Annotated in this window: 21 protein-coding genes; 20 read left to right on the forward strand and 1 reads right to left on the reverse strand. The window is 67.7% G+C overall.

Annotated elements, in window-relative coordinates; all coding sequences use genetic code 11:
• Positions 1 to 215 precede the first annotated feature (215 nt).
• The 19 genes from B447_RS14225 (at position 216) to B447_RS14315 (ending at position 17,894) form a co-directional block, all read left to right on the forward strand.
• On the forward strand, positions 216 to 1,757 hold the full coding sequence (locus tag B447_RS14225; protein ID WP_002941616.1) for a PAS domain-containing sensor histidine kinase: 1,542 nt from the start codon (positions 216 to 218) through the stop codon (positions 1,755 to 1,757).
• Positions 1,758 to 1,846: 89 nt separating this feature from the next.
• Positions 1,847 to 2,539 (forward strand): response regulator transcription factor, encoded by a 693-nt coding sequence (locus B447_RS14230; protein ID WP_002929565.1) that lies wholly within the window; start codon positions 1,847 to 1,849, stop codon positions 2,537 to 2,539.
• Between the two features lie 152 nt (positions 2,540 to 2,691).
• Positions 2,692 to 4,779 (forward strand): TonB-dependent receptor plug domain-containing protein, encoded by a 2,088-nt coding sequence (locus B447_RS14235; RefSeq protein ID WP_002941620.1) that lies wholly within the window; start codon positions 2,692 to 2,694, stop codon positions 4,777 to 4,779.
• Position 4,780: 1 nt separating this feature from the next.
• Positions 4,781 to 5,944, forward strand: coding sequence for an ABC transporter substrate-binding protein (locus B447_RS14240; protein WP_002941624.1), 1,164 nt, complete (start codon positions 4,781 to 4,783; stop codon positions 5,942 to 5,944).
• Positions 5,941 to 6,732, forward strand: a complete 792-nt coding sequence (locus B447_RS14245; RefSeq protein WP_002941628.1) for an ABC transporter permease — start codon at positions 5,941 to 5,943, stop codon at positions 6,730 to 6,732. Before B447_RS14240 ends, B447_RS14245 begins: the two co-directional genes overlap by 4 nt.
• Complete coding sequence (locus tag B447_RS14250; RefSeq protein ID WP_002941629.1) at positions 6,729 to 7,610, forward strand: ABC transporter ATP-binding protein; 882 nt, start codon at positions 6,729 to 6,731, stop codon at positions 7,608 to 7,610. The genes B447_RS14245 and B447_RS14250 overlap by 4 nt, the downstream gene beginning before the upstream one ends.
• Positions 7,611 to 7,622: 12 nt before the next feature.
• On the forward strand, positions 7,623 to 8,915 hold the full coding sequence (locus B447_RS14255; RefSeq protein ID WP_002941634.1) for an NnrS family protein: 1,293 nt from the start codon (positions 7,623 to 7,625) through the stop codon (positions 8,913 to 8,915).
• A 17-nt stretch (positions 8,916 to 8,932) separates the two neighbouring features.
• A complete protein-coding gene (locus tag B447_RS14260; protein ID WP_002941644.1) occupies positions 8,933 to 9,517 on the forward strand; it encodes a hypothetical protein in 585 nt (194 codons plus the stop codon).
• A gap of 277 nt (positions 9,518 to 9,794) precedes the next feature.
• Complete coding sequence (locus B447_RS14265; protein WP_002929582.1) at positions 9,795 to 10,133, forward strand: HMA2 domain-containing protein; 339 nt, start codon at positions 9,795 to 9,797, stop codon at positions 10,131 to 10,133.
• The gene (locus B447_RS14270) at positions 10,120 to 10,815 is read left to right on the forward strand and encodes a ferritin-like domain-containing protein (RefSeq protein WP_002941652.1); all 696 of its coding nucleotides are present in this window, start codon (positions 10,120 to 10,122) and stop codon (positions 10,813 to 10,815) included. Before B447_RS14265 ends, B447_RS14270 begins: the two co-directional genes overlap by 14 nt.
• Before the next feature lies 1 nt (position 10,816).
• Positions 10,817 to 11,194: a hypothetical protein gene (locus tag B447_RS14275; protein WP_002941653.1), complete on the forward strand. Its 378-nt coding sequence runs from the start codon at positions 10,817 to 10,819 to the stop codon at positions 11,192 to 11,194.
• On the forward strand, positions 11,191 to 11,526 hold the full coding sequence (locus B447_RS14280) for a hypothetical protein (RefSeq protein WP_002941654.1): 336 nt from the start codon (positions 11,191 to 11,193) through the stop codon (positions 11,524 to 11,526). Before B447_RS14275 ends, B447_RS14280 begins: the two co-directional genes overlap by 4 nt.
• Positions 11,510 to 12,007, forward strand: coding sequence for a hypothetical protein (locus B447_RS14285; protein WP_002941655.1), 498 nt, complete (start codon positions 11,510 to 11,512; stop codon positions 12,005 to 12,007). The genes B447_RS14280 and B447_RS14285 overlap by 17 nt, the downstream gene beginning before the upstream one ends.
• Positions 12,004 to 14,142: a heavy metal translocating P-type ATPase gene (locus B447_RS14290; protein ID WP_002941656.1), complete on the forward strand. Its 2,139-nt coding sequence runs from the start codon at positions 12,004 to 12,006 to the stop codon at positions 14,140 to 14,142. The genes B447_RS14285 and B447_RS14290 overlap by 4 nt, the downstream gene beginning before the upstream one ends.
• Positions 14,139 to 14,390: a FeoA family protein gene (locus tag B447_RS14295; protein ID WP_002929597.1), complete on the forward strand. Its 252-nt coding sequence runs from the start codon at positions 14,139 to 14,141 to the stop codon at positions 14,388 to 14,390. Before B447_RS14290 ends, B447_RS14295 begins: the two co-directional genes overlap by 4 nt.
• Before the next feature lie 66 nt (positions 14,391 to 14,456).
• Complete coding sequence (locus tag B447_RS14300; protein WP_002941657.1) at positions 14,457 to 14,684, forward strand: FeoA family protein; 228 nt, start codon at positions 14,457 to 14,459, stop codon at positions 14,682 to 14,684.
• A gap of 13 nt (positions 14,685 to 14,697) precedes the next feature.
• Positions 14,698 to 17,025, forward strand: a complete 2,328-nt coding sequence (gene feoB, locus B447_RS14305) for a Fe(2+) transporter permease subunit FeoB (protein ID WP_002941659.1) — start codon at positions 14,698 to 14,700, stop codon at positions 17,023 to 17,025.
• A 9-nt stretch (positions 17,026 to 17,034) separates the two neighbouring features.
• Complete coding sequence (locus tag B447_RS14310) at positions 17,035 to 17,316, forward strand: FeoC-like transcriptional regulator (protein ID WP_002941661.1); 282 nt, start codon at positions 17,035 to 17,037, stop codon at positions 17,314 to 17,316.
• Positions 17,313 to 17,894, forward strand: coding sequence for a hypothetical protein (locus B447_RS14315; RefSeq protein WP_232431636.1), 582 nt, complete (start codon positions 17,313 to 17,315; stop codon positions 17,892 to 17,894). Before B447_RS14310 ends, B447_RS14315 begins: the two co-directional genes overlap by 4 nt.
• Before the next feature lie 35 nt (positions 17,895 to 17,929).
• On the opposite strand, the gene B447_RS14320 is transcribed toward B447_RS14315, so the two are convergent.
• Positions 17,930 to 18,370 (reverse strand): HMA2 domain-containing protein, encoded by a 441-nt coding sequence (locus B447_RS14320; protein ID WP_002941672.1) that lies wholly within the window; start codon positions 18,368 to 18,370, stop codon positions 17,930 to 17,932.
• A 231-nt stretch (positions 18,371 to 18,601) separates the two neighbouring features.
• Here B447_RS14320 and B447_RS14325 point away from each other — a divergent pair, with 231 nt between their 5' ends.
• Positions 18,602 to 20,554: a TonB-dependent receptor plug domain-containing protein gene (locus B447_RS14325; RefSeq protein ID WP_002941673.1), complete on the forward strand. Its 1,953-nt coding sequence runs from the start codon at positions 18,602 to 18,604 to the stop codon at positions 20,552 to 20,554.
• Positions 20,555 to 20,556: the final 2 nt, after the last annotated feature.

The raw sequence follows: 20,556 nt of genomic DNA on the forward strand, positions 1-20,556 counted from the left end.
CTCCCAGATGTGTGCAACAGGTTGGCGATCGGGATGGCGAGCCCAGGGACGGCCTGGGTCTCCATACCGTCGGGTATGGAGAATGACAAAACATCTTGTCCGTAATTGCGTGGGAATGTACTGAATCGTGTCCTGGGCGTCCGCATGGCCGGCACAGGCATAGAATGGGCCGGTTTTGTGCGGGTGATTGCGGACTGAGTTGGAGCGCCACGGGGATGAGTCGGGAGCAGCAGATGTCGAGCGAGGAGCGGCTCAGTCACAGCGAACTGCGCCTGCGCCAGATCACCGATACGATTCCGGCCCATGTGGGTTACTTCGATCACGACTGGGTGTTCCGCTACGGCAACAAGCGTTACGCGCAGTGGTTCGGCACCACCAGCGAGGCAATGAAGGACCGCCCCATCCCCGAGGTGATCGGCCCCCACGTGTTCGCCCAGGTCGAGGACAAGGTGCGCCGCGCGCTTGCCGGCGAGCAGGTGAGCTACGAGTACAGCATGCCCGGCCCGGACGGCGAGACGCGCTTTACCCGCAGCACCCTGGTGCCCGATTTCGGGCCGGATGGCGAGGTGATCGGCTGCTATGTGCATGCGGTCGACATCACCGAACAGCGCCGCACGCAGGACGCGCTCGCCCAGGCGCAGAAGATGGAAGCGATCGGCCAGCTCACCGGCGGTCTCGCCCACGACTTCAACAACATGCTCACCGTGGTGATGGGCAACCTGCAGGGCCTGATCGAGGTGCTGGGCGAGCATCCCGCGGTGGACGAATATGTGCAGCCGGCGATGGCGGCCGCCGAGGGCGGCGCCGGACTGGTGCGCAGGCTGCTCGCCTTCTCGCGCCGGCAACCGATCGTGCCGGTGGTGGTCGAGGTCAATGGCCTCGTGCTCGACATGGCACGCATGATCCGGCGCTCGTTGCCGAGCACGATCGCCATCTCAACGGCCTCCCGCGACGTCGATCTGCGCGCGCTGGTCGACCCCAACCAGCTCGAGAGCGCTCTGCTCAATCTCGCCCTCAATGCCCGCGACGCCATGCCCAATGGAGGTGAGCTGCGCATCGAGTGTTCGCTCGAGTGCATCGAGGGGCGGGCGGCGGCCGACCTTGAACTGCCGCCCGGCTGCTATGTCCAGATTGCGGTCAGCGACAACGGCACGGGCATGGATAGCGCGACGCTGGCGCGGGTGTTCGAGCCCTTCTTCACCACCAAGAGCTTTGGCCGCGGCAGTGGTCTCGGGTTGCCGATGGTGTATGGGTTCATCAAGCAGTCGGGCGGGGGGGTGCGGATCCGTAGCCGGCAGGCAGTCGGCACCACCTTGTCGCTCCTGCTGCCGCAGGCGCCGCAGCAGGTGCAAGCGGTCGCGCTGCCACCCGTGAGCGTGGCGCCGGCAGCGGCGCTCGAGGGGCGCCTGGTCCTGCTCGTAGAGGACGACGACAAGGTGCGCGACGTCGTGCGCAAGCAGCTTTCGGCGCTTGGCTGCGCCGTGCTCGAGGCCGAAAGTGGCCACGAGGCCGCCGACATGGTCGAGAATATCCCCGCGATCGGCCTGGTGTTGTCCGACATCGTGATGCCGGGGGGCATGGACGGGCGTGCGCTTGCACGCTTCGTGCGCCGTTTCCGGCCCGAGTTGCCGCTGGTGCTGATGAGCGGCTACGCCGACAAGGCGGAGGACGGCCGCGAGGAAGCGGACGTGCAGGTGCTCGACAAGCCCTTCAGCGCAGAGCAGCTTGCCGCCGCGCTGCATGCCGCGATCGCCTGAGCGTCCGCGCCGCCAATCGCGCCGCGGGCAAAGCATGCTTCAAGCTTGAGGGAGCCGAGTTGAGCGACAGGGCACAGCCAGGGCAGGCGTTGATTCACGTCGTCGAGGACGATGCCGCGGTGGCGCGGCTGATCACCGGTACGCTCGAGCGCTTCGGCTACCGCCATGCGGTGTTCCCGACCGGGGGTGAATTCCTGCGCCAGTTGCGCATGCAGTCGCCCGATCTCGCCATCCTCGACCTCGGCCTGCCCGACATGGACGGCATGGAGGTGCTGCAGCAGGTGCGTGGCCGTCATCGCTTCGGTCTGCTCATTGCCACCGGCCGTGACGATACCCATGACCGTGTGATGGGCCTCGAGCTCGGCGCCGACGACTATGTGGTCAAGCCCTTCGAGCCGCGCGAACTCATCGCGCGCGTGCGCAGCATCCTGCGCCGCTACCAGCCCGAGCCGGCGGCCTGCGCCCAGCCCCCGGGCGTTGCCTGCTTTGCAGGCTGGACCTTCGAGCGCGGCACGCATCGCCTGGTGTCGCCAGAGGGGGTCGAGGAGACCCTGAGTCTGGCCGAGTCGCAGTTGCTCATCGCCTTCCTCGAGCGTCCCAACCAGATCCTGTCGCGCGAGCAGTTGCTCGCCGGGCGCGACGTGTCCGCCCTCGATCGCAGCATCGATCTGCGCGTGTCGCGCTTGCGCAAGCGTTTCGAGCAGGGCGGGCATAGCGGCAAGTTCATCAAGACCGTGTATGGCGCAGGCTATCTGCTTGCCGCTACCGTGACCTGGCGCTGACAGGTACGCAAGGGCGACACAGCAGGAGGGGTTTTTTTGATCGGGATCAAATGCGAATAATTCGCATTTTTGTATTATCATTTCGTCCGATCCTTATATCCTGAAGAGCAAGCCAGCCGCCGCCAGCCAGCTCGAGAACCCTTGGAGCTGTCATGCATTTGCGTCTGCGCGCGCTGGCCCCGGCGATGCTGGGCCTTTCCTTCGCTTCCTTGCCTGCGGTCGCAGCCGACACCGTGCTCGGCACCCAGGTCGTCACCGCCAAAGGCTATGCCGCCGACGTGCTGGAGACGCCACAGGCGGTCGAGATCCTCCACGCTCCTGCGGCGAGCGGCGCAGTAGCCGGCGAGCTGTTGCGCGGCAAGCCGGGCCTGGCGGCGCAGTCCGACGGTGCCTGGGGGCAGAACCCGGTGCTGCGTGGGCTCAAGAAGGAAAGCGTGGTGGTCATGGTCGATGGCCTGCGGGTCAATTCCGCCCAGCCGCAGGGGGCGATCGCATCGTTCATGGATCTCGGCCTGCTCGAGCGCGTCGAGGTGGTCAAGGGGCCGGGTTCGGTGTTGTACGGCAGTGGCGCGATGGGCGGTGTGGTCAACCTGATCACGCCCGAGGCCGAGTTCAGCGACCAGGCGCGCACCGGCGGCCGAGCGGGTGTCCGCTTCAGCAGCGTCGACAAGGGCATTGCCGGCGCGCTGCTGCTGCAGCATGCCAGTGCCGACAATGCGCTCGTGCTCGGCGTCGCCGGCCGTGACGTCGATGACTATCGCAGTCCCGATGGGCGTGAGGCGCGCACCGGCTACCAGTCCGACACGCTGCTGGCGAAGTACCGCCACCGCGTCGCCGACGGTGTCAGCCTGCGCCTGAACCTGCAGCGCCATAACGACGAGGATGTCTGGTACCCCGGCTCGGCACGGGAGCAGAGCTTTCGCAGACGCTTGCCCGATGGCAGTTACGCAGAGACGCCTTTGGGAGAGGTCACAATCCATTCTCCCGAGCAGCGCCGCGAGCTTTACGAACTCGGCACCGACATGACGTTAGGTGATGGGACCCTCTCGGCCGAGGTGTACCGTCAGGAGGTCTTTCGCCAGATTCGCGCGTATACCGAGCGGTTCGGCAAGAATTACGTGCGCAACGACGTTACGTTCTCCACCAATGGAGCGAAGGCGAAGTATGTCTTCCCGTTAGCGGGGGCACATCTGCTGACGGTGGGTGTCGATACATGGGAGATGAAGGGCAGCCCGGAGCGCTATATGGGCAATCCGGCGACCGGCTTTGAGGCTACCGTGCGCAACGACCCTTTCAGCAGGGGGAGGGTGAAGTCCGCAGGGGTGTTCGTGCAGGACGAGTTCGAGCTGGGTGTCACGCGATTGGTGGCGGGCGCGCGCTACGACCGCGTCACGGGCAATGCGGCTCAGAAAGGCTGGGGTGCGGATGCTCGTACGACCGGGCTGAAGAAGTCGGACAACAACCTGTCGTGGTCCCTGGGGGTGGTGCACCCCTTGGCCGAGGCGCTGAACGCGTACGCCAACATCGGTCGCGCCTACCGCGCTGCCGACATGCGCGAGCGCTTCGAGGACTCGGCGCGCGGGGATGGCTACTTCCATGTCGGCAACCCCCAGCTCGACCCCGAAGTGTCGACCAGCTTCGAGATCGGCCTGAAGTCCACCGCGGCCGGGTTGAGCTACAACGTGGCGGCCTTCTACACCCGTATCGACGACTACATCGCAGGGCGCATCACCGGCGCCAGCCATCCGGGTACCGGCCTGCCGCTCAAGCGCACCGAGAACCTCGACAAGGTCAGCATCTACGGCATCGAGGGCAGCGCCAGCATGCCGCTCGGCGCCTTCGTTGCCGACGCCGGCTTTACCTGGCTGCGCGGCAAGAACCACCAGGACAACGAGCCGCTGTTCCAGATGCCGGCGCCCGAGCTGACGCTCGGCATTGGCCAGCCGGCCGAGCGCGGCTTCTGGTGGCGCGCCCAGCTGCGCGCGGTGGCCGAGCAGGACCGCATCGCCACGCGCTTCTCCAATGGCACCGAGAACCGTACCGCCGGCTTCGTCACCGCGGATGCCGGGTTCGGCTGGCACTTCGGCAAGGTCGGCGCCTTCGAGTCCGCCGGCCTGGCCGTACAGCTCACCAATCTCGCCGACAAGCGCTACCACGAGCATCAGACCGACGGCGTCTCCGGCAACGAGCTTGCCGCGCCCGGGCGCGGTGTCGCACTCAGCCTGAACGGGAGCTTCTGATATGGAAAACGGCCACCGCTACTCAGGACGACGCCGGCGCTCGCGCGGCGTCGTGTTTGCGGACCGCTCGACGCAGCGCTTCGGGGGTGCATCGGGCGCGTCGGGCGCGGAGAAGGGGGCGGTGGCCGCCCGGCGCGAGCGGCGCGCACTGATGCTGCCGGCGTGGACACGCGCCGTGCTGCACGTGTGCGTGGTATGCGCCTTCCTGCTCGTCACTGGCGTCGTACATGCGCAGAAGCTGCCGAGGCTGACCCTGTCCGGACCTTCGGCCTCGGTGTCGAATGCATTGATCCACATGGCCGACTCCGGTGCGCTCGCCGACGTCGCCGAGGTGGTCGAGTTCGTGCCCTGGCGCGACCCGGACCAGCTGCGCGTGATGGCGCTCGACGGCCGTGCCGACGTGCTCGCCATGCCGACCAACGTCGCCGCCAACCTGTACAACCGCGGCGCCAAGCTGCAACTCATCAACGTGTCGACCTGGGGCGTGCTGTGGCTGGTGTCGCGCGATCCGACGCTCAAATCGCTTGCCGACCTGCGCGGCAAGGAGCTGGCGATGCCGTTTCGCGGCGACATGCCCGACATCGTGCTGCAGCTGCTGGCCGAGCAGCAGGGCATCGACGTCAGGAAGGATCTGAACCTGCGCTACGTTGCCAGCCCGGTCGATGCGATGCAGCTGCTGGTCATGCGTCGCGTCGACCATGCCTTGCTTGCCGAGCCTGCCGCCTCGATGGCCTTGCGCAAGACGGGCTCATTCCCGCTCAGCGTGCTTGCCCCCGAGCTCCACCGCAGCGTCGACCTGCAGCAGGAGTGGGGGCGGGTGTTCGCTCGCGAGGCACGCATCCCGCAGGCCGGCATTGCGGTGATGGGCGCCCTGCGCGCGCGCCCCGAGCTGGTCGCGCGCATCGAGGCCGAGTACGTGCGCTCGCTGGCCTGGTGCAAGGCCAACGCCGAAGCCTGTGGCAAGGCGGTGGCGGCACGCATCGACATGCTCAGCGCCGAGGCGGTGGCCGATTCGATCGCGGTGAGCCAGCTCGACGCCGTGCCGGCGGCGGCAGCGCGCGCCGAACTCGAGTTCATGTACGGCCACCTGCTTGCAAAGAACCCCGCGTTGGTCGGTGGCAAGCTCCCCGATGATGGCTTCTACGCCGGAGCGGGGATGCGATGACGCTGCTGCGCGCCTGGCTCGCCGGGTTGCCCGCCTACCTGTGGAGCGGCTGGGGCGCGATCGCCAGCCTGTTCCTGCTGCTCGCCGCCTGGGAGGCGGTGAGCCTCGTTTACGGGCCCTTGGTCATGCCCGACCCGCGTTCGGCCTTCGCCACGCTGTGGGCGCTCATCGACAGCGGCGCTGCCTGGCCCGAGCTCGCCGCCACTGCTCGCCGCGCGCTGTCAGGCTATGTTCTGGCGGTGCTTGCCGGCAGTGTGCTGGGGCTGGTCGCCGGGCTGTCGATGACCGCATCCATGATGTCGCGCCCGCTCGTCACCGTGCTCATGGGCACGCCGCCGATCGCCTGGCTGGTGCTCGCCATGCTGTGGTTCGGCGCGAGCGACGGCACACCGGTGTTCACCGTTTTCGTCGCTGCCTTCCCGGTGATCTTTATCGGGGCGCTGCAGGGCACGCGCACGCTCGACAACCACCTGCGCGGCATGGCCGAGGCCTTCCGCCTGCCGCGGCGAATGATGTTCGTCGACGTCTATCTGCCGCATGTCGTCTCTTACCTGTTCCCGGCCTGGATCGCCGCGCTCGGCACGGCCTGGAAGGTGGTGGTGATGGCCGAGCTGCTCGCCACCCAGGATGGCGTCGGTGCGGCGCTCGCGGTGTCGCGCTCGCACCTGGACACGGCGTCGACCATGGCCTGGATCGCGGCGGTGGTCGGCTTGCTGCTGGCGGTGGAGTACCTGGTGCTCGAACCGATCAAGCGCGAGGTTGAGCGTTGGCGGGAGCAGGGCGCATGAGCATCGGCACACTGCCGGCAGCGGCCGGCACGCAGCATGAACTGCGCATCCGCGCGCTCGATCACGCCTTCGGGCGCGACGAGGTACTGGCCGGCATCGATTTCCGCCTGCGTGCGGGAGAGGTGGTCGCCCTGGTCGGCCCCTCGGGTTGTGGCAAGACCACGCTGCTGCACCTTGCTGCCGGTCTGTTGACGGTGCAGGCGGGTGAGGTGTCGAACAGCTTTTCGAGCACCGCCTTCATGTTCCAGCAGCCACGCCTGCTGCCGTGGAAGACGGCGCTCGACAACATCGCCCTCGGTCTCAAGGCCGCCGGCGTGGGGCGCGACGAGCGCCACTTTCGCGCTCGCGAGCTTGCCCTGCGCCTGGGTCTCGCGCATCGCGACCTCGACAAGTTTCCCCACCAGTTGTCGGGCGGCATGCAGAGCCGTGTTGCGCTTGCGCGCGCGCTGGTGCTGGCGCCCGAACTGCTGCTGCTCGATGAGCCCTTCTCGGCGCTCGATGTCGGTCTCAAGGAAGAGCTCTACCGCCTGCTGCTGGCGCAGCAGGCCGAGCAAGGCATGGGCGTGCTGATGATCACCCACGACCTCATGGAGGCTGTCCGCCTGTCCGACGCCATCCTGGTGATGGCGCCCACGCCCGGGCGCATCGTGTGCCGGTTCGAGCTCGGTCAGCCTGCGGCGAGCAGGGACGACGCCTGGGTCTATCACCATACCGCGGAACTGCTGCAGGCGGAGGCGGTGCGCGACAGCTTCGGCCTGCCGCCCGCCGTGCCTGCGTTGGCTGAGGTGCCGGCAGTGCGCCCGGGTGCAGGCTTGCGCCTGGTCGTGCCCGCCGAGCCGGTGCTGGGCGCCCGTGGCGGCGCGCGCTGCGGCGGCTGAGGCGTACACGTCATGCGCTTTACGACTCGCGACACCTTGTTCGACCAGCTGGCGGCGCGGCCGCTGTTCATGTGCGGCTTTCGCCCCTTCTTCCTCGCCACGGCCGGGTACGCCGTGATTCTGCTGTCGATCTGGCTGGGCTTTCTTGCCTGGGGGCTGGGCGTGCCGGCCGTGTCCGGCGGCCCGATCGTCTGGCATGCGTATGAGCTGATGTTCGGTTTCGGACTGGCTGCGGTGGCGGGCTTTCTGCTGACGGCGGTGCCCGAGTTCACCGGTACGCCCGCCCTGGGGCGCCGTGTCGCGCTCGGTATGGTCCTGCTGTGGGCGGCTGCCCGTCTCGCCTTCTGGCTGTCCGGGACATTGGGCGTTGTTGGGGAGGCCCTGGCGGCGGTGCTCAACCTGGGCTTTCTCGGCGCGCTGATCGCGCTCGTCGCACCGCGCCTGTGGCGCGACCCCGAGCGTCGCCACCTCGCCTTCCTGTGGGGGCTGGGCGCGATGTGGCTGGCGCTGGCCGGCTTCCATGCCGACGCCCTGGGCGGGCTGTATCCGATGCGCTGGGTAAAGGTAGGTGTCGGCGTGATGATGGTGCTGATCGTGGTCGCCTTGAGCCGCATCTCCATGCGCATCGTCAACGATGCGCTCGATGCCGAGCGTCTGCGACGCGATGGTGCTGCGGCCCGCCGCCATGGCGAGGACGACGACCTGCCTGATTACCGCGCGCGTCCGCCGCGACGCAATCTCGCCATCTTCGGTGTGGCGCTGTACACCGCGGTCGAGTTCGTGCTGCCCGGATCGGTCATTGCCGGGTGGGTGGCGCTGGCTGCGGCTGCCGCCGTGCTCAACCTGCTCAACGACTGGCATGTCGGCCGCGCGCTGCTGTCGCGCTGGGCACTCATGCTCTACGTGGTGTATTGGCTGATGGCGGCAGGCTATGCCTTGAGCGGCCTGGCCCTGCTCGGTGTGCCGGTGGCGCCCAGTGCAGGCCTGCACTTGCTGACAATCGGCGCGATGGGGGTATCGATCTTCGGCGTGCTGTGCATCGCCGGGCGCACACATGCGGGCCACGAACTGGACATGAGGTCCTGGGTACTGCTGGCCGCAGTCGGGCTGGTGGTGGCGGCGCTGGCGCGCGCGGCCTCGGGCCTGCCCGGCCTGCCGATCGCGGGTCTGCAGGCGGTGAGCGTTGCCGCCTGGGTGGTGGCCTATGGCCTCGCCGCGCGCTATCTGGGCGCAGTATTCGTGGCGCCGCGGCCCGATTCGGGAACGGGCTGCGAGGAAGTGCTCGAAGAGGCGAGTCCGCCCTGATACGCGTCATATCGACGATGACGATGAGCCTGGTGCACGGCGCCGCCAAGCTGGAGTTCGGCTGGAGTCGCGATGGCGGGGTGCGCGGCTTCGAGGGCGCCGCTGGCTTCGGGCCGATCGACAACGTCGAGGTGGAGGTCGGGCTCGGCCGGGCCAAGGATCGCGACGCCGATCCCGACGCCAGGATCCGCGCCGTCGGCGCTGCGCTGAAGTGGATACCCCTGCAGGCCGAGACTGGCCTGTCGGCGGGCCTGAAGTACGAGTATGGCCGCGAGCGCGTGAGCGGCGAGGGCACGGCACGAGCCCATTCGCTGGCAGGTCTTGCGACCTGGGCGTTCGAGCAGGGGCCGAGGGTTCACCTCAACCTTGGCCGAGGTTGGACGAAGGGCGACGAAGACCTGAATTTCTGGGGTCTGGGCCTGGACGTTCCGCTGAGCGAGCAGGTCGATTTCGTCGTCGAGACCTTCGGCGAGGAGCATTCCGGCCCTGATCGCCAGGTCGGGCTGCGTTACACGATTGCCGAAGGTGTGAAAGTGTCTGCCGCAGTTGGGCGAGGCAACGGCCGCACGATCGCCAATGCGGGCGTCGCCTGGGAGTTCTGATTCTGCCGGCACCGGGGCTGCAATTGCAGCCCTGTTTGACTTTTGTCATATCCGCAGCGGCGGGATGGCGTAGAGTTTTTTCATCGATGTGAAGGGGTGGTTGAGCGGTGGATTCGCTCCCGCCCGGTTTCTGCATCGAGTCGGGTTCGCGTAGCCAGCCGAAGTTGCCAGCCAGGAACCCCCTGGAGCGTTTTTCGCTCGGGGTGGCTGGCGTTGCGTGCGGTGCTCGATCCGTACCCTTGCGCAGCCCCCCGGCGTGGATGGGTGGATCTGCAAGATGCCTGATTTCGAAGAACTGCGCGCTTTCCTGCGGGAGGTGCGCATCGCCCATCATATCCGCGGACGAATCCGCCTCAAGGTCGAGGCGGCGGCGGTGTCGATCGACTTTCCGCGCGAACGTGCGCAGGTGTTCCAGTCCCTGCTCGACCACATCCCGGGCGTGCGCTCGGTCCAGGTCAATCTGCTCGCGCGCTCGTGCACCGTGCAGTACGACCCCGCGCTCATCCCCGAACGGGCGTGGAGCGACCTGCTGGACGGCAGGGTGTCGGATGCCGCAGCAATCCTCGAACGCATTCTGCGCGATACCTACGTGGAGATCGGCAATGCAAAACCATGACGAACTGATCCTGCGTACGCAGCGGATCGATCCGCGCGCGCCGTACCCGGTGGTGCACCAGGCTGTCAGGATCGCGCTCTATGACGAGTATGCGGCCCGCAGCTTCTACGCCCGTGTGATCGAAGCCTTCGGTGAGCGGCCGCCGTTTGCAAACATCCTGCGCTCGGAAGGACAACATGTCGCCGCCCTGCTGGGGCTCTGCGAGCGCTTCGGCATTCCGCGTCCGCTCGATCCGTTCGCGCAGGAGACGACGGTCGAGCCGACCTGGTTGGCGAATTGCCAGCGCGCCGTCGTCGGCGAGATCGCCAATGTGCAGCTGTATGCCTACCTGCTCACCCAGGTGGCAGAGCCCGAGGTGCGCCGGGTGTTCCAGAACCTGCAGGCAGCGGCCCTGCATAACCACCTGCCCGCGTTCCGCCAGGCAGTGGCAGCTGCCTCGGCCCAGGAGAATTACCACGCTGCTCACGGCATCCCGCCACAACAGGCTTATGTGAGCCACGGACCGCTGTCCGACTTTCTCGAGCGCGCCTTCTCGCAGTTGGGCCCGTATGCCGGCCCCATCGGTGTCTTCAGTCCGCTTCTGCGTCGTGCACACCCCGCCATGCTGGCCGGCATGGTCGCGGGGGGCGCCGGAGTCTACCTGTTGAAGGACAGGATCGGCCGTCAACGCAAGGAGAACTGACATGTTCCCGCTGTTTCCCTTTGTAGCTGGGGTGCTGACCGGCGCAGTCGCGCTCCGTCTGATCAAGACCGACAAGACCAAGGCTGGCCTGGAGAAAGCCCAGGACAAGCTGCGCGGCGCGACGGTGTCCAGCCTTGAGGCGATCGAGAGCGCTTCCGCACGCGTGCGCCAGCGTTTGACGGCCGAGGATGCAGAGGCGTCCGCAACTGCCGAAGCAGTTGCCGATGTCGTTGCGCCCGCCGCCGCCCCCGAAGCGCCACCGCGCAAGCGTGCAGCGCGTGCCGCCAGGCCCGCGGCAGGGCGTGCTCCGAAGACCAGCTCCAAGGCCAAAGCCGCGCCTGGCGGGGAGCCGGCCGATGATGGAGAGGCCGGGTCATGAGGCCGCTGCCACGCCTCATGCCGGCGCCGACGCCCAGGATAGGGGGGGCCACCTTCGTGCAGGGCTTCGTTGCAGGGGCCTGCGTATCGGCTTTCCAGGATCAGGCCTCGCCCCTTTCCAGAACCGAACTCAAGCGCGTGCTCCGCCATGGGCTGCAGGGCGGTACGGCGCTGACCGCCGGCAGCGCCGCCGCGCACGCCGTACGCCGGCAGGACTACGCGGCGGCGCTGCTCGCCGCGGCTGCGGGTGCTGCCGGCGTACTGATCATCGAACGAATGCTGCGCGAACGGGTGCAGACCGAACAGGAGAAGAAGGATGTCCAAGAAGCATAAGAAGGCCCACCGCCGCGCCTATGGCGAGATGGCGGGTGGCCACCCGGGGGCTGCCGGCCCGATGTACCAGGGGCATTACGGCCAATACCCGCAGTACGGCCACAGCGGCATGGCGGCTGATCCGGCGATGACGGGCATGTACGGAGCGAGTGGCGGGTTTGGGCAGGGCGTGGGCGATGGCCAGGGCGGCCAGGGCCTGTATGACGGTCTGCAGGCGGGCCTGCACGCGGCTGGCCTGGACAAGGGCCTGCTGCAGGGCATGCCGGCCTTCCTGCGCACGCGCAACACCGAGCAGTTCCTGCTCGGGGCGCTCATCGGCGCGGCCGCGGCCTGGGTGCTGAGCGACGAGGAACTGCGCGGCAAGATCGTGAAGTCGGCAATCAAGCTCTACGCCGGTGTCGCCGGCGGCTTCGAGGAGATGAAGGAGCAGATGTCCGACATCCGCGCCGAGGTCGAGGCGGAGCGCCACGGGGACGCATGATGGCCAGTGCCTGGGTGTCTGCGCTCGAGCCCGTGCATGCGACCCGGGGGCGGGTGCGCTGGCGCTATGCCTTGCGCCCGGGTGCATCGGCCGACGTACAGGCCCTTGAGCGCGCGGTCCTGGTCGTCGACGGGGTGCGCAAGGTGCGCGTCAATGCCGCTGCGCGCGCACTGGTCGTGGAGTACGACCACAGGACCACTACGGCCGAACGCGTCGCGATCGAGATCCTGCGCATGGATGCCGTCCGTGCGCGCAGGGCGGGCGCCGCCAATGGCGAGCCGAGCGCGGCACCGCTGGCGCTGAGCGCGGCGACCTTGCTTGCGACGCGCTCGCTGCAGCCCGGGCTGCAGGCTCCGGTGGCCCTCGGCACAGCGATCCCGCTGCTGGGCGAGGCGATGGACGATTTCCTCGAAAAGGGGGTGACGTCGCACGTGCTCGAGGCGATGGCGGTGGCGATCTCCATTGGCCGGCGCGATTTCCTCGCCGCGAACACCACGTCCTTCCTGCTCGCGCTCGGCGAGTACCTCGAGGCCTCGATCGAGCGCCGCTCGGACGAACTGCTCAAGCACCTGCTCAAGCCCGCGGTCGACGAGGTTTGGGTGGAGCGCAACGGAGAGGAAGTCCAGGTCGACGCGGACGAGGTGCGCGTCGGCGACACCGTGATCGTCGCGACCGGCGCCGTGATTCCGGTCGATGGCACGGTGCTCGGCGGCGAGGCCTTGGTCAACGAGGCCACGATGACCGGCGAGAGCGTGCCGGTGGCGCGTCGCCGTGGCGATGCGGTGCTGTCGGGCACGCTGGTCGAGGAAGGGCGCTTGCGCATCTATGCCGAGAAGGTTGGCGCCCAGGCTGCCGTCGCGCGCATCGCCGACTTCGTCGAGCAGTCGCTCGCGGTCAAGAGCAAGACCCAGCTCGAGGCCGCGCGCATGGCCGACCGCCTGGTGCCCATGGTGCTGGGGCTGGCGGGTGCCACCTGGCTGGTGTCGCGTGACTGGCAGCGTGTGGCGGCCGTGCTGCAGGCTGACTATTCCTGCGCGCTCAAGCTGTCCACACCGGTGGCCTTCAAGGCGGCGATGTATGCCGCCGGCAAGTCTGGGATGCTGGTCAAGGGCGCCAAGGCGCTCGAGCGACTGGCCGAGGCCGACACCTTCGTGTTCGACAAGACCGGCACCCTGAGCACCGGCAGGCTCGAGGTGACCGACTCGGTGGCCTTCAAGCCCGGCTATTCGCCCGAGGACCTGATCAACCTGGCCGCGTCGGTCGAGGAACACTATTTCCACCCGCTCGCGCTGGCGGTGGTCGAGGCCTCGCGGCGGCTGGAGAAGCCACGCCACTTCGACCACAAGGAAGTCGAGTTCATCGTTGCCCACGGGGTGGCCAGCGTCATTGACGGACGGCGCATCGTGGTCGGCTCGCGCCACTTCGTCGAGGACGACGAGGGCATTCCGGTCGCGGCTCACCGCGAGGTCATCGACCGTCTCCACGTCGAGGGCAAGACCCTGCTCTACATCGGCTTCGGCGGCGAACTGCTCGGCGTGATTGCACTGCGTGACGGCCTGCGCAGCAACAGCGCGGTAACCATCCGCCGCTTGCGCCGGCTCGGCGTCAGGCGTGTGCTGATGCTCACCGGCGACCACCCCGAACGCGCACGTGCAATGGCGGAAGCACTCGGCCTGGACGCGTTCCATGCCGGGCTGATGCCACAGGACAAGGCCAGCATCCTGCAGGCGCTGGCAGCCGATGGTGCGCGCATCGCCTTCGTTGGCGATGGCGTCAACGATGCGCCGGCACTCAGCGGTGCGCACGTCGGCATCTCTATGCACAACGGCGCCGACGTGGCGCGGCTGGCGTCGGACGTGGCGCTGCTCGAGGACGACATCGCCCGTGTGGCGGATGCCCGTGCGCTCGCGCTGGCGACGCGGCGCCTCATCGACAGCAACTTCAAGCTCACGGTTGGCCTCAACACCACGATCCTGTCGGCGGCTGCGTTCGGCTGGCTGACGCCGGTGGCCGCTTCGGCCCTGCACAACGGCACGACGATCGCCATCCTGCTGCGTGCGCTCGCTGGCGCCGGCCTGCCGCGCGGACCGAGCGTACGGAATGAAAGCGCCGCACAAGGGGGCGTAGCCGCATGAGCCACCCAGACCGTTCCAGTGCCTTCCCCCTGGCGATGGCCGCCGAGGGTGAGGCCGTTTGCGTGGTTGCCATCCTGGGCGGTTCGGCCATGGCCTTGCGCGTGGCCGAGATCGGCCTGAATGTCGGCAGCGAGCTCGTCGTCCGCCAGCGCCAGGGGGGTGGCCTGGTGGTGGGGCGCGGCGAGACGCGCTTTGCCCTGGGTGCCGGCATGGCCCACAAGATCCTGGTGGCGCGTGCCGGCGCCTGAGCCGCGCGTCCCTTCACATGCTGCGGGTGCGTGCTGCACGCGCGGTCAACAGCTGGAGTCGTTGTGATGATGCTGAAGCAACTCGAGGTCGGAGACCGCGCAAAGGTCAGTGGTTTTGCCGAGGCGGGCGGGGCCTATCGCCGCAAACTGTTGTCGATGGGGCTCACGCCTGGGGCCGAGTTGCAGATCGTACGCGTCGCTCCCATGGGCGACCCGGTCGAGATCCGCGTGCGCGGCTTCGCGCTCACGCTGCGCAAGGGCGAGGCCGACGCCCTGACAGTCGAGAAACTCTGATTCAGGTGCTGCAATGAACCACGAACACACCATTGCCTTTGTAGGCAATCCCAACTGCGGCAAGACGACCCTGTTCAACGCCCTTACCGGCTCGCGCCAGCGTGTCGGCAACTGGCCCGGCGTCACCGTCGAGAAGAAGTGCGGCGAGTACCGGCATGATGGGCGGCACTTCGAAGTCGTGGATCTTCCCGGAACCTATTCGCTCGACGTGGTCGATCGCGAGGTGTCGCTCGACGAGAGCGTGGCGCGCGACTTCGTCCATGGCAACGAGGCCGGGCTGGTCGTCAATATCGTCGATGCCGCGAACCTCGAGCGCAACCTCTACCTGACGAGCCAGCTCGTCGAGATGCGCGTGCCCCTGCTGGTCGTGCTCAACATGGTGGACGTGGCCGAAGCCAAGGGCCTGCGCATCGATGCCGATGAGCTGTCGCGTCGGCTCGGTTGCCCGGTGATCCCGGTGGTGGCCTCCGAAGGCCGCGGCGTGGATGCGCTGAAGTCAGCGATCCGCAGCGCTGTCCAGGTGCGCCAGCCGGCGAGCGCCACGGTTGATTATCAGCCGGCGCTGGAGCGCGCGATCGAGACGCTCGTTCCCTTGCTCGGCGAGCCGGCCCGGGCTGCCGGAACGTCGGCGCGCTGGCTTGCGGTCCGCGTGCTCGAGGGCGACGACCTGGCACGCCGCGCAGCGGGGCCGGCGGTCGCTGCCGAAGCCGAGCGGCTGGGGGCTGGGCTTGACGACGATCTCGACATCATGGTGGCCGATGCGCGCTATGGGCTCGCCAACCGCATCGCCGCGGCGGCGGTCACCGTCAGCGGCCGTGTTGGGCGCGATCTCACCGACCGCATCGACCGCGTGGTGCTCAACCGCGTCCTCGGAGTGCCGATCTTCCTGCTGATGATGTACCTGATGTTCCTCTTCACCATCAGCATCGGCGGCGCCTTCATCGACTTCTTCGACCAGTTTACCGGTGCCTTGCTGGTCGATGGCTTTGCCGAACTGCTGTCCGGCCTCGGTTCGCCCGAGTGGCTCACCGTCCTGCTCGCGCAGGGCATCGGTGGTGGCATCCAGGTGGTCGCCACCTTCATCCCGATCATCGGCTTCCTGTTCCTGTTCCTGTCGGTGCTCGAGGACTCGGGCTACATGGCGCGCGCAGCCTTCGTGATGGACCGCTTCATGCGTTGGGTGGGGCTGCCCGGCAAGTCCTTCGTGCCGCTCATCGTCGGCTTTGGCTGCAACGTGCCGGCGATCATGGCCACGCGTACGCTCGAGCACCGCCGCGACCGCCTGATGACGATTGCCATGGCGCCCTTCATGTCCTGCGGCGCGCGTCTGCCGGTGTATGTGCTGTTCGCGGCCGCCTTCTTTCCGAGCGGTGCACAGAACGTGGTGTTCGGGCTCTACCTGATCGGCATCGCAGTGGCGGTGCTGACCGGGCTGGTGTTGCGCAACACCCTGCTCAAGGGCGAGCCGACGCCCTTCATCATGGAACTGCCGCCCTACCACCTGCCCACCGTGCGCGGCGTGCTGCGCCACGCCTGGGAGCGCCTGATGGCCTTCATCGTGCGCGCCGGCCGGGTGATCGTGCCGATGGTACTGGTGCTGAATGTGCTCAACTCGGTTGGCACCGATGGCAGCTACGGCAACGAGGACAGCGATGCCTCCGTGCTTGCCGCGGTGGGGCGGAGCATCACGCCGGCCTTTGCGCCGATGGGGCTGACCGAGGAGAACTGGCCGGCTGCTGTGGGGATCTTCACTGGCGTACTTGCCAAGGAGGCGGTCGTCGGCACGCTCGACGCCGCCTACTCTGCGCTCGCCGCCAAGGACGCGGGTGAAGAGGGCGGTGAGGAGACCCCCTTCGACCTCGTCGAAAGCGTCGCCGCCGCCTTCGCCACCATCCCGGCGAACCTGGCCGATGCGCTTGGCGCCTGGGCCGACCCGATCGGCCTGGACGTTGGCGACCTCAGCGACCAGGCTGCGGTGGCCGAGGAGCAGGCAGTGTCGACCGGCACTTTCGGCGCGATGGCCGCACGCTTCGACGGCGCGGCGGGGGCCTTCGCCTACCTGTTGTTCATCCTGCTCTATGCGCCATGCACGGCTGCGATCGCGGCGATCTATCAGGAGTCGGGTGCGCGCTGGGCGGTGTTCGTCACCGCATGGACGACGGCGATGGGCTACGGCGTGGCCACGGTGTACTACCAGGCCGCCACCTGGGCGCAGCATCCGGGTGCATCGCTGGCCTGGATCGCCGGGGTTACCGTGTTCATGGGGCTGGTGCTGTGGGCGCTGCGGCGTCACGGCGCACGCGAGGCAGGCGCCAGCATGCCCCTGCCGCAGCAGGTCTGAGGGGGAGCGATGATCTTGTCACGCCTGGGCAACTACCTGCGGGAGCGCCGCCGCGCCAGCGTTGCCGACATGGCGAACGGCTTGGGCAGCACGCCGGCTGCGCTCGAACCCATGCTCGCCACGCTCGAACGCAAGGGCAGGGTGCGACGCCTGGCCGCCGCATCGGCTTGTGGTACCACCTGCTGCAAGTGCGATCCGGCAACGGTCGCCGTCTACGAGTGGGCGGGCGATGAACGGGCGGGCGATGAGCGGGCCGCAGGCAAGGGGGCCGGCGGCGACGCCACGGTGTGAGCGCAGACGGAGGCAGTGTGGTGGCGGGCGTGCTCGTCGTGATCGGTATCCACCGCGAGGAGCTTGCCTTCGGTCGCGAGGTGCTCGATGGCTTCGATCCAGGCGAGATCGACGTGCTTGAGGTTCCCGACGGCTTGTCCGGCCGTCGGCCCCTGCCCGACGAGTGCTTCCGCAACCGCGTTGTGCACCGCGCACTCTACCTTCAGCTCCTGTCGCAACTCGGCCCCGCTCACCGGCTGCTGCTTGACCTCCATGCCGGACATGACGATAGGGGGCCAAGCGCAGACCTGCTGTGCGCGAGTCCGCGCCTGCGAGCCTGTCTCATGCACGCGCTCGAGTCGCCCGCTACGCTTGCGGCGGGCGAAGCACTGCCCTCGCTGCGCGAGCAGGTGCGTATCGTTGCGCTCGACGCGGGCCAGCCCTTGCATGCGCGCACCGTCATCCCGGAGGCGGTCTGGAACAACCCCCGTTTTGCCTACCTGGGCGTCGAGGTCTACCTGCCGGATGATGCTGCCCGCCGCGCTTCAGCTGTCCTGCTGGCGCGCCGGATCATCCACCTGGCCGGATGCTGCGCCTGAGACACGGCTGCTGCCTGATCGCCGCGGGAAGGCGGTCAGCGCAGCAAGGCCTTGCGGTGCAGCCCGATGTGCACGCCGAGACAGGCTACGAACACGCCGCCACTGAGCGCGTGCCAGCGCTTGTTGCCGGTGGCCGCGAGCGCAAGCGATGCCCCCAGGCTGCCCAGCATGCCGACCTTGGCGATGCGGTTCGCGTGCCTGCGCAGGCTGCGGCGGCCCGGGCTGCGCGGTGCGGCGAGCACGGCGTCGACCAGTGCATCGACGCGGCGCTCGAGCTCGACGGCCTCGATCCGGCCGCCATCGTATCGGATCACCACGCTGCCGGCGCTTGCGTTCGCCTCGATCTCCCGGATGCCGTCGATCTGATGTAGCTGCGCTTCGAACTGTGCGATCCGGTCGCGGTCGCGAAGGGCCAGGTCCCGGATTCGCAGCCGACCGGGTGAGCTTGATGCAATGCGCGTTTTCCGTGGGTTCATACCGATGTGTTCCTGATTGCGGGGCCGGCTTTCATTTCGAGGCAAAGCCGGCGTATAATAATTACAAATAGAAATCATTCTTACTTAGATTTTATCTAGCTCAATTTTGCCCGCTTGTGCTGTGCTTGTCTGCAGCCAAGCGGAGTGTTCGGTCCCTTTTTCGCATATCAGCCAGCAACCAACGCCTGTACGGATAGGTAGCCAGCCAAATCTTCCTTCCTGGAGAGCTTGATGGTTACCTTCACTGGCGTTCAGTCGACGCTTCGGTCCGCATCGTTTGGCGGTGTGTCACGGATCATGCTGGCGCTCGCCGTCCTGCCCGCCGCGCAGGCCTGGGCTGGGGCGGCTTCCGATTCGAGGCTCGACGAGGTCTTCGTGACCGCCACTCAGCGCGAGCAGGCTGTTCGCGACGTGCCCGCAGCGGCAGCGGTGGTCAAGCGCGAAGAAATCGAGGCCGCAGGGGCCGACAATGTGCTTGCGGCCGTGCGCGAGACGACGGGAATCGGCCTCGTCGGGCAAAGCGTTGCTGGCCGCAAGACGATGTCCCTGCGCGGCATGGACGGCAAGCACACCCTCTATCTCGTCAATGGCCTGCGCGTCATCAATACCGACGACTGGGTCGGACATTCCGATTTCCAGTATGACTGGACGCCTGTCGACAGCATCGAACGCATCGAGGTTGTGCGAGGGCCGATGTCCGTGCTCTATGGCTCGGATGCACTCGGTGGCGTCATCAACACGATTACCCGCCGGCCCGACGCCGAATGGCGTGGCGGCGTTCGCCTCGGCGGGCGCAGCGTAGCGGGTGCGGGTGGGGGTGATTCGCTCAGCGGCGGTGTCCATTTTTCCGGTGGCCTGACCGACACCTTGCGCATGGCGATCTCGGCCACGCGGCTGCAGCGCTCGCCGCTCGAGCGCAAGGAAGACCGGCGCACCTCCGAGATCGAGGGTACCGACCTGCAGTCGGGGCATCTGCTGCTGTCCTGGCAGCCGCTGGCCGCGCACACGTTCGACCTCGAGCACCGCGTCAGCAACGAGGAGCGTGAGCGCGACCAGGTCCGCAGCGGCACCTACTACCGCGATACCTACGACATCGATCGCTCGCAGTCGATCGCGACCTGGCGCGCCGACTGGTCGGGTGTGGAGACCCAGTTGCGCGCCTGGGAGTCCGATTTCTCGGTGTCGAACCGGCGCACCAATGGCGTGGCGCCCACCCGCCCGCAGAGCATGGACGACCGCGGTGTGGACGGGCGCGTCGGCTTCGCGCTCGGCAGCATGCAGTACCTGACGGTGGGCTTCGACACCCGGACCGAGACGATGAAGAACGCCGGCCTTGCCGGTGGCAAGGACGACGCCGATTTTCGCGCGCTCTATATCCAGGATGAGATTGCACTGGCTGCAGATCTCACGCTCACGCTCGGCTTCCGTCGCGATCGACACTCGATCTTCGGTGCCGAGAGCAGTCCGCGCGCCTACCTTGTCTGGCATGCGACCGATGCCTGGACGCTGCGAGGCGGCTACGGCGAAGGCTTCCGCGCGCCAACGCTCAAGCAGGCCTCGTCGTCGTACGAGGGCGCCGAAGGACCGCATACCTTCTACGGCAACGGTGACATCCGGCCCGAGACGAGCAAGTCGTGGGAGCTCGGTCTCATGTACGCCAAGGGTGCGATCGACTGGGAGCTCACCGCGTTCCGCAACAGTGTCACCGATCTCATCACCACGCGCGAGATCCGGCGCGTCGGCCCCCGGGCCTTCTACATCTACGACAACATCAACGATGCCCGCATCCAGGGGGTCGAGACCGCACTGCGCGTGGATCTTGGCGGCGGTTTCGATGCCCGCCTGGGCGGACAATGGCTCGACACCGAGGACAAGACCTCGGGCAAGCCGCTCAATGCGCGGCCCGACCACTTGCTCAATGCCCGTCTGGGCTGGAAGCAGGGGCCCTTGAGCGCAGCCCTCCGCCTGGAGCACACCGGCCGTCAGTATGTCACCTCGGCGGCGCGCAAGGCGCCAGCCTACAACCTGCTGCATCTGCAGGGTGGCTACGCGTTCAACAAGCACCTGCGCGTGACGGCGGGCATCGACAACATCACCAATGTCCGCCTGGCCGACAAGTCCAGTTTGTTCAGCTACTCGGAAACCCCGCGCGCGCTGCGCGTCACGCTGCACGGCGCGTTCTGATC

Source organism: Thauera sp. 27 (assembly GCF_000310125.2).
GTDB classification, from domain to species: Bacteria; Pseudomonadota; Gammaproteobacteria; order Burkholderiales; family Rhodocyclaceae; genus Thauera; species Thauera mechernichensis.